Consider the following 16,724-nt stretch of genomic DNA (forward strand, 5'->3'; position numbering starts at 1 on the left):
GCGTCCCCACGGGGATTCGAACCCCGGTCGCCACCGTGAAAGGGTGATGTCCTAGGCCTCTAGACGATGGGGACGCAGATCTCATCAATGTTCTTTGCGACCTTTCGACGGCCTAATGCCGAAAGTATGGTGGAGCCAAGCGGGATCGAACCGCTGACCTCCTGCATGCCATGCAGGCGCTCTCCCAGCTGAGCTATGGCCCCACGTCGCTGAGGAGCGAAATAATAGCTGTGCCCCCGGGGGTTGGCAAGCGCTTTGTTGCACTTTTCTACACATGGCGCGCGATGGCGCGGAGGCGATTTCCGCCTGCCAGGCAGCACATGTGTCGACGCAGACGCCAGACGCTCAGCGGTCTTCCCCGGTCAGCGCGGCCAGGATCGGGCACTGGTCGAGCGCGCCATGTCCGGGGCAGGCATCGACCAGTTGCGAGAGGGCGCCATGCATGCGCTGCAGTTCGGCCATCCGCAGTTCGATGTCCTGCAGTCGAATCCGCGCGGTGTCACGCACGCTGCCCATGTCCTGCGGAGGATGATCGCTGAGGGAAAGCAGTTCACCGATCTCGTCCAGGCTGAAGCCCAGAGTCTTTGCCCGGCGGATGAAGCGCAGGCGTCGCAGATCCTGCTCGCCGAAGATGCGATAGCCACCTGCCGTACGTGCCGCGGTGGGCAGAAGCTGCTGACGTTCGTAGTAGCGGACGGTGTCGATGGGGACGCCGGCCTGGCGTGCCAACTGACCAATGTTCACGGCGGACTCCTCTGGACCTGCCGTGCATAGTCATCCCTGGACTCTGGTCAAGAGTCAAGGCTTTGCCTGCGTCGCCCATTCAGCACACTTTGCAACTTTCTTCATAGCCCCCGGGGCAAAGCAGTTCCTACCCTCAACCTGAACCGGCCGCTCGACGGCCTGAACCGGAAGAGGAGGTGGGGAGTGGAGGGAATCAGCAACGAAGGATTCGTCGAGGTTGCGGTGGTTGAATACCCCGGAGGCGACCCGTCGGCTGCATCGGTGCTTGCCGAAATGGCGCACGTCGCCAATCGTCTGGCGCAGCAGCAGCGACGGCCCTGCAAGCGGGTGCTGGTCACCCGCTGGATTGTGCCTGCCAGCAATACCGGCGTGCATCGCATTGCCGGTGCCGAAATGCTGGACGCGGCAATTCCCGCAGTGATCGCCTTGCCGGGCCAGGTCAGTTCCGGTGCGTCGCTGCGCGCCGAGGATGTCCTGCTGGACTGGTTGCGGGCCCACTACGACGGCGGCAGCCTGCTGGCCGCCGCAGGTGACGGGGTCAGTGTGCTGGCACGGGCGGGTCTGTTGACGGGGCGCACGGTGTCAGGCCCTGACCTCAACCGCCATCCGGCGCTGCAGGTGCAGGTCGGCGGCTGGGCACCCAGTGAGCGTGCACTCGTCGATGATGGCGATCTGCTCACCGTGGGCGGGGCCCAGGCCTGGCGCTTCCTCGGTCTACGCCTGCTGTACCGGCTGCACGGCCAGGGCGTGGCCAGCGCGGTGGCACAGCAGTTGGGGATAGTGGTGCCAGTGGGGATCCAGCAGGATCTCGAGCGATTCAGTGCCAACTTCGCCCATGGTGACCGTGACGTGCTGAAGGCGCAGCGCTGGCTGCATACCACGGCTGCACGTGGGGCGACGCTGGGGGCAATCTGTGAGATCTCCGGCCTGGAACCGCGGACCCTGCAACGCCGTTTCCTGAAGGCGACCGGGCTGCGGCCCATCGAGTACTGCCAGCGACTGCGCGTGGCCAAGGCGCAGACGTTGCTGCAGCAGGGCGCCAGCATCGACGAAGTTGCCTGGGGGGTGGGCTACGCTGATCAGAGCGCATTCCGCCGGCTGTTCCTGCGCATCGTCGGCATGACGCCCGCCAACTATCGTCGCCACGTCAGCAATAAACGCCGCGACCGTCCGCTGACGCCTGCCGTGGCCGGCAGTCTGCGAGGGCTGCGCGCCTCGCCAGGCACGCAGCTGGGGCGCAACGCCGCTTGATGAACGCTGTTGGATGCGTCGTGCTTGCATCGCAGGCACGACGCTTTGACCATGCGGGTCTGTGCAGGCGAGAGCGGGTGAGCTGATGTCGAGTGTTGGGCCGGTGCCGATGCCGGTGGTGTTGATCCTGATCTTCCTGTTGCTGGCGATGGCCATTGCGCGGTTCTGGTCGCGTGCTGAGCCTGGCCAGGCTCGGCCACCTGCAGCCGGGATGGTGCTGGACATGCTGCTGGTTGGCCTGCTGTGTGGCCGGCTGTCCTTTGTTGCCGCGCATTTCAGCCTTTATCGTGAAGCTCCCTGGAGCGTGCTGCAGATTGCCGATGGTGGGTATCACCTGCCCGTTGTGATTGGCGCTGGATTTGCCTGGGCGCTGTGGCGACTGCGCAGGCATCGCGCGTTGAGGGCGCCGGTGCTGGCAGGTGCGCTGGCCGGACTGCTGCTGTGGGGCGGTGCAAGCCAGGGGCTCGCGTACTGGCAGGCAAAGCAGATGCCGCTGCCGACACTGCAGGTAGTCGACCTGCAGGGCAGGGCGATTGACCTGCAGCAGTTTCACGGCAGGCCGCTCGTGCTGAATCTGTGGGCCAGCTGGTGCGGCCCGTGTCGCCGGGAGATGCCGGTACTGGCGACGGCCCAGCAGGAGCATGCCGATATCCAGTTCGTCTTCCTCAACCAGGGCGAGACCCTTGCCGAGGTCCAGACCTTTCTAGCCGCTGAACACATCTCGCTGGGCAACGTCCTGCTGGATGAGTCATCGGCTGCCTCTACCTCGCTGGACGTCCGGGCTTTCCCCTCCACGCTTTTCTTCGACGCGCAGGGGCGGTTGCAGGAACTGCATCTCGGCGAACTGACCCAGGCCGGTCTTGAACACAAACTGCGCCGGCTGCGGTAGCCTGCGCTGGCATCCCACTACGGAGTTTCCATGTTGTCGATTTCCCCGCGCATCGCGCATACGCTGATGCTGCCGGCCATGCTGGCGCTGGCTGCCTGCAGCCAGGCACAGACCCCACCGGGCAAGGGTGCCGCTGCACCGGCAACGGCTTCGGCAACGGCAGCCGCCAGGAAGGGTGAGTTGCCAGCTGTCCTGAAGGGCATCGAGAAGCATGGCTTCGAGGTGGTCTCCGAATTCGACGCGCCGGGCGGCCTGCGCGGCTTTGCCGGCATGGTTGGTGGCCAGCAGCCGGCGGCGGCTTACGTGACCGCCGATGGCAAGCATGTGCTGGTGGGTAGCCTGTTCGACGCCGAGGGCAACGAAGTTGCAGCCGAGACGCTGGAGAAGCTGGTTGCCGCGCCGATGTCGGCCAAGATGTGGAGCAAGCTGGAGGCCAGTGCCTGGGTACGCGATGGCAAGGCCGATGCGCCGCGCGTGGTGTACACCTTCAGTGATGCAAACTGTCCTTACTGCCACAAGTTCTGGGAGGCGGCACGGCCCTGGGTGGACGCAGGAAAGGTGCAGTTGCGCCACATCATGGTCGGCGTGATCCGCGAAGACAGTCCGGCCAAGGCGGCGGCGATCATGGCCGCGCGCGATCCCAGTGCGGCATTGCTGGAGAACGAGCATCAGTTCGATCGCGGTGGCATCAAGCCGCTGCCCAGCATCAGCCGGGACATCGCAGCCAAACTGGATGCCAACCAGGTGCTGATGGTGGAGATGGGCTTCCAGGGTACGCCCGGCATCCTGTTCCAGGATGCGCAGGGCCAGGTGCAGCGACGTGCCGGCCTTCCGCAGGGCAACGATCTGCAGGCGGTACTCGGCCCACGCTGAGGCCCCGGGCTGCTGAACCGAGTGACAGGCCCACATGGCGACATGTGGGCCTGTTGCTTTCTGCGACAGTCCCGGCGAAGAGGGCTGCGCACGTCACGAACAGATGTCACGTCTGAATCGTGACTGACATCAAGCATTTCGCTTTGATCCCAATCAAGGCCAAAAACGACAGTCGAACTAGCCTTGGCGCATGGAATACAGCGTCACTGCGCTATGGATGCCGCACACGTCATGCCCTCGAGAGGGCGTGCGCGCAATGCCATTCACGACACTCTCACCCAGCGCTTGTTACCCAGACCCCTGCGGTCGCCACCCATTCGGCAGCGCTGCCGCAGTGGAAGCGACTCCGGCGCTGTCCGGGCAGGTGGGGCAATGTCATCGCCCTGTTGCCTGCATCGCGCAGGCTGGCGACGGTCGTCGACGCAGTACCCGCATTTCCAGCAACGGCTCGTTGAGGTCGGGGCGGCGCACGCGCGCTGCTCGGCCGCGCGGCGGAAGTTCCAGTCCGGGGAGGATGCAATGCGCTTGGCGGTACTGAGTATGGGGTGCCTGACGGCGATGGCAGCGATGCCGTTGCACGCACAGGATGATGCGCAGGCATTGCGTCGGGAGATCGACGCGATGCGGCAGACGCTGCAGGGCATGCAGCAGCGTCTGGACCAGCTTGAACGACGCGAAGAGCGTGCGGCTGCGGCTCCCGTTGTACTGCCGACGCCGACGCCCACTGCATCGCAGGCGACCACGACGGTGTCAACCGCCAGCGGGATCCTGCACCCGACCCAGGTTCCCGGCGTGTCGCCGACCGTGCTGCCACAGCGTGAGTCGGTGGCCGATCCGTCAACGGCGGCCTCGCGCCCGGACAGCGCCGCCGGCCCGACCGATCCGGACCTGAAAGGCTTCTTCGCCATTCCCGGCACCGACACCGTGATCCGTATCGGTGGCTATGCCAAGCTCGATGCGATTGCGGATTCGCGCGGCGCCGGGGACGAGGATCAGTTCATTCCCTCGTCGATGCCGGTGGGCGGCAGCCATCGCGATGTTTCGAACTTCAACATCCACGCCAAGCAGACGCGTTTCAGTTTCGAAGCGCGGCGGCCGACCACCCATGGCAACCTGCGCTTCTATCTGGAGAATGACTTCTTCGGCAGCAGCGATGGCTATCAGTTCCGCCTGCGCCATGCCTATGGCCAGCTTGGCAACACGTACGCGGGTTACGGGTATTCCAGCTTCATGGACCCGGACAGCCTGCCCGACACGCTGGATTTTGCTGGACCCGGCGGCGCCGGTTACCTGCTGGTGGCCGGCATCCATCACAGCTTTGCACTGGGCAAGGGCAACACCCTGACCCTGGCCGCCGAAGACCCGGACACCGAGCTGGCCGGCGCCAGCGATGCGATGGCGGCGGTCAATCGATTGCCGGATGTGAGTGCCATCGCGCGCATGGAGCGTGACTGGGGCCACCTGCAACTGGGCGTCGTGGCGCGCAATCTTGCCTACGACGGCGATGCCCGCCGTGACCGCGTCTTTGCCGGTGGCGCGCAGCTCAGTGGCTCGGCCTCGGTGGGGGAACGCGATCTGTTGCTGTTCGGCGCGCTGGGCGGCCGCGGCCTGAGCCGCTATACCGCCGATCTCACCGGTTCCGGTCTTGACGCCGTGGTAGGTGCCGATGGACGCATCGATGCGCTGGACCTGCACGGTGGCTTCGTCGGCTATACCCACTACTGGTCTGATCTGTGGCGCTCGAACCTGATCTACGGCCAGCTGACACTCGAGCGCAATGCGGCGCTGCCGAGTGATGCATTCCGGCAAAGCCGCTATGGCGTGTTCAACCTGATCTGGAGCCCGGCACCGTCGTGGACGATGGGCATGGAACTGCTGTACGGCCGCCTGCAGCAGCAGAGCGGAGCGCGCGGCGACACGGTCCGGGTGCAGGGTAGCCTGCAATACAACTTCATCAAGTAGGCGCCAGCGGCAGCACGCCAGCGTAGCCATTCCCCACGCCCGGGTTCACCGGGCCCATGCCAGGTACAGGAGATTGTCATGGCAGAAGCAAAGAAAATCGGGGTGGTCGGAGCCACCTTCCTCGTCGCCGGCAACATGATGGGCTCAGGGGTGTTCCTGCTGCCCTCCAGCCTGGCCAAGATCGGTACCGCCTCGATATGGGGGTGGCTGATCACCACGGCCGGTGCGCTGCTGCTGGCTTTCGTGTTCGCCAAACTCGGCAAGCTGGCGCCCAAAGCGGGTGGCCCGTATGCGTATGCACGCGATTGGTTCGGTCCCTACATGGGCTTCCAGACCAACACCATCTACTGGTTCGCCAACTGGATTGGCAACGTTGCCATTCCCATCGCGGCGGTGGGCTACTTCAGCTACTTCTTCCCGATCCTGTCCGAGCCGCTGGTGCGCTGCATCGCGGTGCTGATCCTGGTGTGGGCGCTGAGCTTTGCCAACATGATCGGACCGGCGTTCGTCAGCCGCGTGCAGACGGTCACCACCAGCTTCGCGCTGGTGCCGATCCTGGGCATCGCCATCTTCGGCTGGTTCTTCTTCGATGCCGACATCTTCAAGGGGGCCTACAACGTTTCCGGCGAGTCGAACTTCGGTGCGATCTCCAGTGCTGCGGCACTGACCCTGTGGGCCTTCATCGGCGTCGAGTCGGCCTCGGTCACGGCCGGTGTGGTCGAAAACCCGGAGAAGAACGTGGCCCGCGCCACCCTGGCCGGTGTGTTCCTGGCCGCCATCGCCTACATCGCCAGCTCGTCGGTGATCATGGGCATGGTACCCAACGGCGAGCTGCAGGTGTCTGACGCGCCTTTTGCACTGGCGGCGGCCAAGGCCGTCGGGGGCTGGGGTGGTGCGCTGGTCAGCCTGTGCGCCTTCATCGGCGCCGCAGGTTCGCTGGGCGGCTGGATCCTGCTGACCGCGCAGAGCGCCAAGGCGGCCTCCGATGATGGCCTGTTCCCGAGCATCTTCAGCAAGACCAACAAGGACGACGTGCCGGTCAAGGGCGTGCTGATCGTGGCCGTGCTGATGACCCTGGCGGTGCTGGTGACCTCCACCTCGAAGACCGCCTCGGCCCAGTTCGACGTGATCACTTCGGCGGCGGTGGTGCTGACGCTGCTGCCGTACATCTATTCGTGCGTGGCCTGCTACTTCGTGGTGGAGCGGTCGCACACGCTGGTGCACACCGGTGCGTTCTGGACCCTGACCAGCCTGACGGTCGTGTACTGCCTGTGGGCGATCTACGGCTCGTCGGGAACGATCGTGCAGTACGCCTTCCTGTTCGTGCTGTTCATCACTGTGTTCTATCCCTTCTTCAGCGAGGAGCGTCGCCAGCAGCGGCAGCGTTCCCGCGAGGCGGCGGCAATTTCGTCCGGCGCCCAGCGTTCCTGAGTCAGACAAGGAGAATCAACGTGTATTTCAAGTCCCTGGATTATCCGGTCATCGTCATCGACGGTGACTACGACTCGCCGCGCATCGGCGGCATCCTCATCCGTGCGCTGGTGGAAGAGCTGCGCAGCAATGACCAGCGCGTGCTGTGCGGTTTGAACCTGGACGATGCCCGTGCCGGCGCCCGTACCTATGTGGCCGCTTCGGCGGTGCTGATCTCGATCGACGGCAGCGAGGAGGTCGATGGCGAGTTCCAGCGCCTGACCGCCTTCCTGCGCGAGCAGAGTGCGCGCCGGGCCAACCTGCCGGTGTTCCTGTATGGCGAGCGCCGTACCATCGAGAAGGTGCCGAGCAAGCTGCTCAAGTACATCCACGGCTTCATCTTCCTGTTCGAAGACACCAAGAGCTTCATCTCGCGTCAGGTGATGCGTGCGGCCGAAGACTACATGCAGAACCTGCTGCCGCCGTTCTTCAAGGCGCTGATCCACCACGCGGCCGAGTCGAACTATTCCTGGCATACGCCGGGCCATGCCGGCGGCGTGGCGTTCACCAAGTCACCGGTCGGGCGCGCCTTCCACCAGTTCTATGGTGAGAACACGCTGCGCAGCGATCTGTCGATTTCGGTGCCGGAGCTGGGCTCGCTGCTGGACCACACCGGCCCGATCAAGGAGGCCGAGGACGAGGCCGCGCGCAACTTCGGCGCCGACCACACCTTCTTCGTCACCAACGGTACGTCGACGGCCAACAAGATCGTGTGGCATGGCACCGTGGCCCGCGGCGACGTGGTGTTCGTCGACCGCAACTGCCACAAGTCGCTGCTGCATTCGCTGATCATGACCGGCGCGGTGCCGGTGTACTTCACGCCCAGCCGCAATGCGCACGGCATCATCGGTCCGATCAGCCTGGACCAGTTCACCCCGGAAGCCCTGCAGCAGAGCATCGCGGCCAATCCGCTGGCCAGCCAGGCCTACCAGGCCGGTTCCAAGCCGCGTATCGCGGTGGTGACCAACTCGACCTACGACGGCCTGTGCTACAACGCCGAGAAGATCGCCGAGGAGATCGGCAGCGCGGTCGATTTCCTGCATTTCGATGAGGCCTGGTACGCCTATGCCGCGTTCCATCCGTTCTACGAGAACCACTATGGCATGGCCAAGGGCAAGCCGCGCGAGCAGGACGCGATCATCTTCACCACTCATTCCACGCACAAGCTGTTGGCCGCGTTCTCGCAGGCCTCGATGATCCACGTGCGCAATTCGGCCAGCCGCGACCTGGACGCCGAACGCTTCAACGAATCGTTCATGATGCACACCTCGACCAGCCCGCATTACGGCGTGATCGCGGCGTGTGATGTTGCCTCGAAGATGATGGAAGGGGATGCGGGGCGTTCGCTGGTGCAGGAAATGCATGACGAGGCGATCGCCTTCCGCCGGGCGATGCTGCACGTACGCGACGATCTGGGTCGCGATGACTGGTGGTTCAGCGTGTGGCAACCGACAAAGGTCGAGCGCAGCCTGGACAAGGGCGATACACCGGCGCCGCTGGTCGCCAAGCGCGAGGAGTGGTACCTGCAGCCCGATGCGCATTGGCACGGGTTCGAGAACCTGGTCGATGACTATGTGCTGATCGATCCGATCAAGGTGACCCTGTTGACACCGGGCCTGTCGATGGACGGCAGCATGGGCAAGCTGGGCATCCCGGCTGCGGTGCTGAGCAAGTTCCTGTGGGGCCGCGGCATCACCGTGGAGAAGACCAACCTGTATTCGGTGCTGTTCCTGTTCTCGATGGGCATCACCAAGGGCAAGTGGAGCACGCTGGTTACCGAGCTGATGGCGTTCAAGGAGCTGTACGACCGCAACGCGCCGCTGACCCAGGCGCTGCCGTCGCTGGCCGCCGATTATCCCCATGCCTATGCCGGCTGGGGCCTGCGTGACCTGTGCGACGCATTGCATGCGTTCAACCAGGAGTTCGCGGTGGCCAAGGTGATGCGTGAGATGTACGTGGACCTGCCGACGCCGGTGATGACCCCGGCCGATGCCTACAACCACCTGGTGAAGGGCGAGATCGAGCGGGTCGACATCGAGCAGATCAGCGGCCGCATCGCTGCGACGATGCTGGTGCCGTATCCGCCGGGCATCCCGACGATCATGCCGGGCGAGCGCTTCGGCGACCGCGACGAACCGATCATCCAGTCGCTGCGCATCGCCCGCGAGCAGAACGCGCGCTTCCCGGGCTTCGAGTCGGACGTCCATGGCCTTATCATCGAGCGCGATGGCGACGTGCCGTCCTACAAGGTGGAGGTGCTGAAGGCCTGAGCCGGTACGGTCGGCCCTTCGGCGGACGATGGATACCGCGCGCGAGCAACGCATCCTGAAGTTCTCGATCGGGGTCACCGTGGCGGTCAGCGCGGTCGGCTTCATCGGTGGCCTGCTGGTGGGATCGCAGGCCATCCTGTTCGACGGCATCTACAGCCTGGTCGACGTAGCCCTGACCCTGGTGTCGTTGTCGGTGCTGCGGTTGGTGGCGCGGGAGCACAGCCCGCGCTTCCAGTACGGCTATTGGCACCTGGAGCCGATGGTCGAGGCGCTGGGCGGGGTGATCCTGTCGCTGGCCTGCGTGTATGCGCTGGCCAACGCGGTGATCGGCTTGACCACCGGCGGGCACGAAGTGAAGTTCGGACCGGCGCTGTGGTGGGCGGCGCTGCTGAGTGCCAGCAACCTGGGCATGGCCGCGTTCGTGGCCCAGCGGGCCCGCAGGCTGCAGTCGGCATTGCTGTGGCTGGATGTGCGCGGCTGGTTGCTGGGGGGCTTGATGAGCCTGGCGGTGGTGCTGGCCTTCGTATTGGCGCTGGTGCTGCATGGTGGCCAGTGGCACCACTGGGTGCCCTATCTGGATTCGATCGTACTGGCGTTGATCAGCCTGGCGGTGTTGCCGGTGCCGGCGCGCAGTGCGTGGAAGGCCATGCGTGAAGTGCTGCAGGTGGCGCCCGATGACCTGGACGAGCGCGTGCAGCAGGTGATGCAGGCATTCGTGGCCGAGCATGGCTATGCCGGCTTCACCAGCCATGTGGCGAAGATGGGGCGGATGCGCTTCATCGAGATCCACATCCTGACGTCGCCGTCTACGCCGCTGGGCACGGTGGGTGAGGTGGATGCGATGCGCGATGAGATTGCAGTGCGGTTGGACGCGCGAAGCAGCACGTTCTGGCTGACGATCGATTTCAGCGCGGATCCGGCGTGGACCTGATCCTGCCGATCGTTGCGTGCGTTGGACCGCTCTGTTGCATGCAATTGGTTTGACCTCAACAGCAGTTGAGGTCGCAGACTGCATCGCATTCCCCACAAGGCATGCGGTATGAACCTGCTGACCACCCCGGACTTCAGCCATGGCCTGCTGGATCTGTTCGATCCGCCCGGCCTGCACGATCCCAGTGCCAACGGATATTCGCATGTGGCGGTGGTGCGACTGCCAGCGCGTGTGATCCATATCGCCGGACAGGGAGGCGAGGACGACCAGGGAAGCCTGTCGCCGAGCTTCGAGGAGCAGGTGTCGCAGGCACTGGACAATCTGCAGACCGCGCTGCGGTCGGCGCATGCGGATCTGGCCGATGTTGCACGGCTGCGGATCCTGGTGGTCGACCACGACGAGGATCGCCTGGGCATCATCGCCCGCCAGGTGCGGCGACGTTGGGCCAATCGCGCAGCGCCGACCTGCACGTTGATTCCGGTGCCGCGGCTGGCGTTGGACGGAATGCTGTTCGAGATCGAGGCAGAGGCCTACAGCGCTTAGCGCAGGTAGTACTCCACCGGCACCACCAGTTCCTGCGGAGCTGGCAGTTCTTCTGGAATCCGGGGCAGAGGCTGCGCGCGGCGGAATGTCTGCAGCGCGCTTTCATCCAGCATCGGCTGTCCACTGGACTGTTCCAGGCGCAATGCCCGCAGGTGGCCGTCGCGGTCGATGCTGGCCCTGACCCATGCGGTGCCCTGCTGGCGCCGCGACCTCGCTGCGGCGGGGTAATAGCGGTAACGCTCCAGCCGCGCCATCAGGCGGGCTTCCCACTGGTCGCTGGCGGCGCCGGCCTGGAAGTCCGCCGGTGGTGCGTCCGGAGCGGGCGGTGCGGCCGTGATCGATGCCGGTGCGGAACGGGCATTGGTCGCGGCCGCAGGTGGGGCCACGGGCAAGGGCTGGTGGCCGTCGCCATTCTTCTCGCTGGCGGCGAGGTTGCCCTCGGGTGCCGCCGTGGCCCGCGGTGGTGGGGGTGTTTTCCGCGCCTCGACTGCCCGCGATTGCTGGGCCTGGCTGAAGCGTTCGGACTGCAGTTCTTCCACCGGCTGCGGCGGCGTGGCTGGCGCCAGCAGGCGCAGGCTGATGCGCACGTCCTGTTCCGGCGGCGGCTGCAGCGGCGGGGTGGACACCCAGTGGACGAACAGCAGCAACGGCAGCAGGTGCAGCCCGATGCTGATCGTCACCGCTTGCCAGTGCTGCCGACGCTCACTCATCGCTGACTACCCCGGACGGGTCGGCGACGTCGGCAGCGAGCAGAGGACCAGTGACCGCATCAGCACCTGGGGCAAAGCTGTGTTGGATGAGTTTGCGACGGACGTGGGCGTGCAGCGGCCGGTAGCGGGCTGCGCACAGCTGCGCGACATCCGTCGATTCGACAGGCATGGGCACGGGGCGGGCGAGGGCTGGGGAAGGGAACAGCCCGCGGCGGCAAGGGCAGCGGCGTCACGTTACAGTAAAGAAGAATCATTTGCATCTGTGTTTGTGTGCGCCCGTCCTGCGGTAGTGCCACGCGGGCGTGCGCTGGCACGCGTAGAGCGGGCTATGGCGAGCGCGCGGCGCGTTCCATCTGCAGCAGTAGGCGATGCGCGGGGAACATGCGCAGGCTGGGGTAGCGGGCGCGGTAGTAGGCATTCCAGTAGCTGGCGGCGCGTTGTCGGCAGAGGTCGAAGAATGCGCGGTTCTCGCCGATGAGCGCGGCATAGCGCTGCAGGCCGGTGTGCCGCGCCTGGATCGCCACGGTCGATGCGATCTCGTCTACGTACTCACCCAGCAACGCGAGATGGAAGGCATGCACCCAGGGCATCGGCGAGGGCCCCAGCGTCTCGATCGCACGTTGCCGTACATGTCCGTCGCAGTGACGCGAGAGCAGGCAGAGGCAGAGGGCGCGCGTATCACCCTGCAGTTGGGATGCGAGCCGGAACAGGTCCGTGGCGTCGGCGTAGATACGATAAGGGAACCGCAGCAGTTCGCCTTCGATGATGAGGCTTCGTTCGCCATTGCCCGACAGGTTGTCGATCCGGCCCAGCCGTTGCTGAAGGTCGGTGCAGGTTGCCTGCAACACGCGGGGAACGTCGATCAACGCGACGGTTCCGCCAGCGTGATGCCGCGATAGTCGCAGTGGATCTGCAGGCTCTCCGTGGCGTTGGGGTGCAGATCGAAGCCGCACCGCTGCAGTGCATGCTTGGCAGCTGCAACGGCGTCGGCATGGCGGCTGACGCGCTGCTGCTGCCAGCGCAATGGAGCGAACACGCCCAGCGGAAGCAGGCGTACGCGCCGGCCGTGCAGGACCAGCGAGACATCCACATGGCGACCGTCCAGATCATGGCCGTTGGCGCCGAAAATGGCGTCGATCTCATCGTGGCGATGCCGATAGCAGCAGCGGAACACGGCGATGCCGAGCCGCCGTACCAGACGCCGGAAGCCTCCCAGCTTTCCCTGGCTGCATTCGAAGCCGCGGGTGACCAGCAGGCGCAGCGTGGATGGCAGCAGTGCCTGCGCATCAAGCAGGCACTGCAGGACCTCGGCCTCGAGGATGACCTGTGACGCGGGCCAGCGCGGGGCAATGCGCAGGCCGTCGATGGTGCCTCGTGACAGGGACAGTCTGGAGGTTGGCGGGAGGTGGTCTGGCATGGGCGCGTTCCTGCGGCATCGAGCGGGAACGACTCTACAGGACGTTGCGCAGCATGCGTTGAGTCAATGCCGCATCACTTGGCGATCAGAGATCGCGGTATTGGATCTGCGCGGCCAGCACGCGCAGGCCATCGGCAGTGCTGGAGAGGATGCGCTCCTCACCGATGCCCTTCTGCCGTTGCAGGCTGAAGCCTTCGGCGGCGGGCAGGCGTGCGGCGATGGCATCGATGCGTTGCAGCGCGTTGGGACCGTCACAGTCGAAATGGCCCCAGTGGATGCCGTTGTGCTGGATGGTCAGGCGGTAGTGCATGGGCGGGTCTCCGGCAGGTCGTGCAGCCACTGTTGGAACATCGCGGTCGCCGCAGCGGCGAGAGGCCCGCCATAGCGGCGGGCCTGCGCGCGCAGGTCGATGGGATCGATGCCGGCCGCGGCCAGTTCCAGCGCGTGGCCGATCAGCCAGCGCTCGAACTGGCGCGCATCCAGTTCGGGATGGCATTGCAGAGCGAGTGCATGGTGGCCGATGGCGAAGGCCTGGTGGCGACAGGCGGGCGTACTGGCGAGGCGGCGTGCGCCCTCCGGCAGTTCGAAGGCTTCACCATGCCAGTGCAGCACCGGGATGCCCTGTAATGCCTGCAAAGGCGAGCGCTGGCCTTCATCGGTGAGCAGCAGCGGTGCGAAACCAATTTCCTTGCCGCCGGTGGGGGCAACGACCGCATGCAGTGCGCGCGCCATCAACTGGGCGCCCAGGCAGATGCCCAGCGTCGGCCGCTGTTGCTGCAGGCGACGCTGCAGCAACGCGATGCTGTCGGCGAGGAACGGGTAGGCCGATCCATCGTTGACGCTGATCGGGCCACCCAGCACCACCAGCAGATCGGCATCTTCGGCAGCATCGAGTGCATCCACGCCGGCTTGCAGTGCATGTACCTGCCATCCCTGCGCGAGCAGCAGCGGATGCAGGGTGCCAAGATCTTCAAAGGCCACGTGCTGCAGGGCAACGGCGCGCTTCATGCCGGTGCTCCCGGGGTGGGCCAGTAGAAGCTGTCGGGCGTGGAGCGTGCACCGAAGATCGCCTGGCCAACGCGGACGACGGTGGCACCTTCCTCGATGGCGACTTCAAAATCACCGGACATGCCCATCGACAGCTGCGACAGGTCCAGGCCTGCCGGCGCCGTCTGCTGAAGCTGGTCGCGCAGCTCGCGCAGGCGCACGAAGCAGGCGCGTACGCGTTCCACCTCGGGGGTGAAGATGGCGAGGGTCATCAGGCCACGCACGCGCAGGCGGTCGAAGGCGGGCAGCTGCTGCACGAAGTCGGCCACCGCCGCCGGCTCCAGGCCGTATTTGCTGGGCTCGGCCGAGGTGTTGACCTGTACGAACACATCCAGCGTACGGTCCTCCAGCAGCAGCCGCTGCTGCAGCGCCTCGGCCACGCGCAGGCTGTCCAGCGCCTGGAACTCGCTGGCGAAGCGTGCGACGTACCGGGCCTTGTTGGTCTGCAGGTGGCCAATGACCGACCAGTGCACGCCAAGGTCAGCCATGGCCTCGGCCTTGCGCTGCGCCTCCTGCACCTTGTTTTCGCCCAGCTGGTGGCAACCGGCGGCTACGGCCATGCGGATGCGTGCTTCATCGACGGTCTTGCTGACCGGTAGCAGGCGCACGCTGGCCGGATCACGACCGGCGCGGGCACAGGCGCTGGCGATGCGCTGGTGCACGGTGGCGAGATTGGCGGCGATCTGTTCGACGGACTGGGCGACGGGCCAGTCGGCGGCGGCGAGGGACATGGGGCACCTCCGGTGCGGGGTGGCCAGGGTGGGATACACTGGCACAGGACAAGAGATAGTTTGGCATAGGACAAAATGAAAATCACCGGGAACAGCGCCGAAGCGATCTTCGACAGCATCCGCGAGGGCATCGGTAGCGGCCATCTGGCGGCCGGCAGCGTGCTGCCGCCGGTGCGGGATCTGGCCGATCGACTGGGGGTCAACCGCAATACCGTAGCCGCTGCCTACAAGCGGCTGGACGCGGCGGGCCTGGCCAGTACGGCCGGACGTCGCGGCACTGTGGTGCGCGGCCTGCCGGCGACGATGGCACGCGAGGGCAGTGCACCGGGATTGGCCCTGCACGATCTGGCCGGCGGCAATCCGGATCCGCGCTGCCTGCCCAGCCTGCGGGTGGCTGCGACGTCCTCGCGCCTGTATGGGGTGGAGACGGTTGATCCACGCATGCAACGCCTGGCACGGGCCTCGCTGGATGCTGATTGCCCGCCGGGCTATGCGCTGGAACTGAGCCACGGCGCGGTCGATGGCATCGAGCGCCTGCTGTCGGCGTGGCTGCTGCCGGGGGACCGCATCGCGGTGGAGGATCCCTGTTTCCTGGGCAGCCTCAATGTCCTCGGTGCGGCCGGACACGTGCCGTTGCCGGTGGCGGTGGATACGCACGGCATGCAGGTGGAATCACTGCGGCAGGCGTTGGATGCGGGTGCACGCGCGGTGTTGCTGACCCCACGCGCGCACAATCCCACCGGTGCCAGCCTGGATGCGAAGCGCGCGCGTGCGCTACGCCAGTTGCTGGCCGGCTATCCGCAGGTGGCGGTGCTGATCGACGATCACTACGCGCTGCTCTCGCAGCAGAGCTATCACTCGGTGCTGCCGATGGACGGTCGGCGTTGGGCGCTGCTGCGTTCGTTGTCCAAGGCATTGGGCCCGGACCTGCGCGTGGCCTGGTTGGCCTGCGATGGGCAGACCGCGGTGCGCCTGCGCCTGCGCCTGGCGGCGGGCACCGGCTGGGTCAGCCATCTGCTGCAGGATGCAGCCAGTTCGGTATTGGAGTCGGCGCAGCAACGGGCGAAGGTGGCTGCCGCCGGTGAGCGCTACCAGCAGCGGCTGCAGGGTCTGCAGGCCCTGCTGCAGGCGCGCGGGCTGCCGACACCGATGCCGATGGAAGGCTTGAATCTGTGGCTGCCACTGCCGGCCGACAGCACGCCGCAGGTGCTGGCGCTGGCGGCGCGTGGCTGGCATGTGCGTGGGGGTGAAGTCTTTGCGGTATCTGCACCGGCGCATGGGTTGCGCATCACCTGTGCGGCACTCGGCCCGCCGCAGCAACGTCGGTTGGCCGATGACCTGGCGGCGGTGATGCGCTGAGCGTGCGCGCTCAGGGCGCAGCGCTGGCGTCGGGGCGCACGTAGTAGGACTGGCCGCTGTCGTCGAGGAACACCAGCTCCGGCTTGCCCTGCCAGGAACTCAGCATGGCGCCGGTGTTGTTCTGGTGCTTGACCATCAGGCTGGCACCGCGGTCCGGGTTGGCCACCACCTTGAAGACTTCGGTGGTGCCGGTGGCATCGTCAAGGGTCAGCAGGGCTTCGCCACCCCGGTCGCTGGTGCCGTAGCCGCCGCGCTCGGAGCCATCGGGGCCGAGCAGGATCAGGCCGGACAGGGCGGTGGCACGCGGCCCCTGCGGGCGGCCCCGGCTGAGGGGGTCGGGAACCGGGGCGCCGAGGATCACCCGCGGCTGGCCGCTGGCATCGTGGATGATCAGGCCGCGCGCTTCGATCACGCGGTGCGGTGACTGGCTGCGATGCAGGTTCCAGGCTGTCCAGCCGGAAACGAGCAACGCGAGCATGGCGACCACCAGGGTGGTCAGGGTCAGGGCACGAGCCATTGTGTATTCC

Annotated in this window: 17 protein-coding genes and 2 tRNA genes; 9 read left to right on the plus strand and 10 right to left on the minus strand. The window is 66.0% G+C overall.

Going from position 1 to position 16,724, the window contains the following annotated elements:
- Nucleotide 1 precedes the first annotated feature (1 nt).
- The 3 genes from AC3WTC_RS03620 to AC3WTC_RS03630 form a co-directional block, all read right to left on the minus strand.
- Nucleotides 2-74 (minus strand) — tRNA-Glu (locus AC3WTC_RS03620).
- A gap of 53 nt (nt 75-127) precedes the next feature.
- Nucleotides 128-203 (minus strand) — tRNA-Ala (locus tag AC3WTC_RS03625).
- Nucleotides 204-345: 142 nt separating this feature from the next.
- Nucleotides 346-744 carry a heavy metal-responsive transcriptional regulator gene (locus AC3WTC_RS03630; protein ID WP_025879240.1) on the minus strand — a complete coding sequence of 133 codons (399 nt, stop codon included), beginning with the start codon at nt 742-744 and terminating at the stop codon, nt 346-348.
- Between the two features lie 183 nt (nt 745-927).
- Here AC3WTC_RS03630 and AC3WTC_RS03635 point away from each other — a divergent pair, with 183 nt between their 5' ends.
- From AC3WTC_RS03635 to AC3WTC_RS03670, 8 genes are all read left to right on the plus strand, one after another.
- Nucleotides 928-1,995: a GlxA family transcriptional regulator gene (locus AC3WTC_RS03635; protein ID WP_025879239.1), complete on the plus strand. Its 1,068-nt coding sequence runs from the start codon at nt 928-930 to the stop codon at nt 1,993-1,995.
- An 85-nt stretch (nt 1,996-2,080) separates the two neighbouring features.
- On the plus strand, nt 2,081-2,884 hold the full coding sequence (locus AC3WTC_RS03640; protein ID WP_025879238.1) for a TlpA family protein disulfide reductase: 804 nt from the start codon (nt 2,081-2,083) through the stop codon (nt 2,882-2,884).
- A 30-nt stretch (nt 2,885-2,914) separates the two neighbouring features.
- On the plus strand, nt 2,915-3,757 hold the full coding sequence (gene dsbG / locus AC3WTC_RS03645) for a thiol:disulfide interchange protein DsbG (protein WP_032975238.1): 843 nt from the start codon (nt 2,915-2,917) through the stop codon (nt 3,755-3,757).
- 519 nt (nt 3,758-4,276) lie between these two features.
- Complete coding sequence (locus tag AC3WTC_RS03650; RefSeq protein ID WP_223495438.1) at nt 4,277-5,719, plus strand: DcaP family trimeric outer membrane transporter; 1,443 nt, start codon at nt 4,277-4,279, stop codon at nt 5,717-5,719.
- Nucleotides 5,720-5,797: 78 nt separating this feature from the next.
- A complete protein-coding gene (gene adiC, locus AC3WTC_RS03655) occupies nt 5,798-7,150 on the plus strand; it encodes an arginine/agmatine antiporter (RefSeq protein ID WP_025879235.1) in 1,353 nt (450 codons plus the stop codon).
- 20 nt (nt 7,151-7,170) lie between these two features.
- Nucleotides 7,171-9,459, plus strand: coding sequence for an Orn/Lys/Arg family decarboxylase (locus AC3WTC_RS03660; RefSeq protein WP_025879234.1), 2,289 nt, complete (start codon nt 7,171-7,173; stop codon nt 9,457-9,459).
- Nucleotides 9,460-9,487: 28 nt separating this feature from the next.
- A complete protein-coding gene (locus AC3WTC_RS03665; protein WP_492710622.1) occupies nt 9,488-10,390 on the plus strand; it encodes a cation diffusion facilitator family transporter in 903 nt (300 codons plus the stop codon).
- 108 nt (nt 10,391-10,498) lie between these two features.
- Entirely contained in the window at nt 10,499-10,933 is a 435-nt protein-coding gene (locus AC3WTC_RS03670) for a RidA family protein (protein ID WP_025879232.1), read from the plus strand.
- On the opposite strand, the gene AC3WTC_RS03675 is transcribed toward AC3WTC_RS03670, so the two are convergent.
- The 6 genes from AC3WTC_RS03675 to AC3WTC_RS03700 all read right to left on the minus strand — a co-directional run bounded on the left by AC3WTC_RS03675 (nt 10,930) and on the right by AC3WTC_RS03700 (nt 14,838).
- Nucleotides 10,930-11,643, minus strand: a complete 714-nt coding sequence (locus AC3WTC_RS03675; protein ID WP_492710624.1) for an energy transducer TonB family protein — start codon at nt 11,641-11,643, stop codon at nt 10,930-10,932. The genes AC3WTC_RS03670 and AC3WTC_RS03675 overlap by 4 nt on opposite strands.
- 326 nt (nt 11,644-11,969) lie before the next feature.
- Nucleotides 11,970-12,509 (minus strand): hypothetical protein, encoded by a 540-nt coding sequence (locus tag AC3WTC_RS03680; RefSeq protein WP_492710626.1) that lies wholly within the window; start codon nt 12,507-12,509, stop codon nt 11,970-11,972.
- On the minus strand, nt 12,506-13,060 hold the full coding sequence (locus tag AC3WTC_RS03685) for a hypothetical protein (RefSeq protein WP_492710627.1): 555 nt from the start codon (nt 13,058-13,060) through the stop codon (nt 12,506-12,508). Before AC3WTC_RS03685 ends, AC3WTC_RS03680 begins: the two co-directional genes overlap by 4 nt.
- Before the next feature lie 85 nt (nt 13,061-13,145).
- Nucleotides 13,146-13,370 carry a hypothetical protein gene (locus AC3WTC_RS03690; RefSeq protein ID WP_025879228.1) on the minus strand — a complete coding sequence of 75 codons (225 nt, stop codon included), beginning with the start codon at nt 13,368-13,370 and terminating at the stop codon, nt 13,146-13,148.
- Nucleotides 13,355-14,068 (minus strand): glutamine amidotransferase, encoded by a 714-nt coding sequence (locus tag AC3WTC_RS03695; protein WP_080148542.1) that lies wholly within the window; start codon nt 14,066-14,068, stop codon nt 13,355-13,357. Before AC3WTC_RS03695 ends, AC3WTC_RS03690 begins: the two co-directional genes overlap by 16 nt.
- Nucleotides 14,065-14,838 (minus strand): YggS family pyridoxal phosphate-dependent enzyme, encoded by a 774-nt coding sequence (locus AC3WTC_RS03700; protein ID WP_033831385.1) that lies wholly within the window; start codon nt 14,836-14,838, stop codon nt 14,065-14,067. The genes AC3WTC_RS03695 and AC3WTC_RS03700 overlap by 4 nt, the downstream gene beginning before the upstream one ends.
- A gap of 75 nt (nt 14,839-14,913) precedes the next feature.
- Between AC3WTC_RS03700 and ptsJ the strand changes: the two genes are divergently transcribed.
- A complete protein-coding gene (gene ptsJ / locus AC3WTC_RS03705; protein ID WP_033831384.1) occupies nt 14,914-16,197 on the plus strand; it encodes a MocR-like B6 salvage transcription factor PtsJ in 1,284 nt (427 codons plus the stop codon).
- Nucleotides 16,198-16,207: 10 nt separating this feature from the next.
- Here ptsJ and AC3WTC_RS03710 read toward each other — a convergent pair whose 3' ends face one another.
- Nucleotides 16,208-16,714, minus strand: coding sequence for a hypothetical protein (locus AC3WTC_RS03710; protein WP_492710630.1), 507 nt, complete (start codon nt 16,712-16,714; stop codon nt 16,208-16,210).
- Nucleotides 16,715-16,724: the final 10 nt, after the last annotated feature.

Source organism: Stenotrophomonas sp. FW305-C-20-S1 (genome assembly GCF_058783335.1).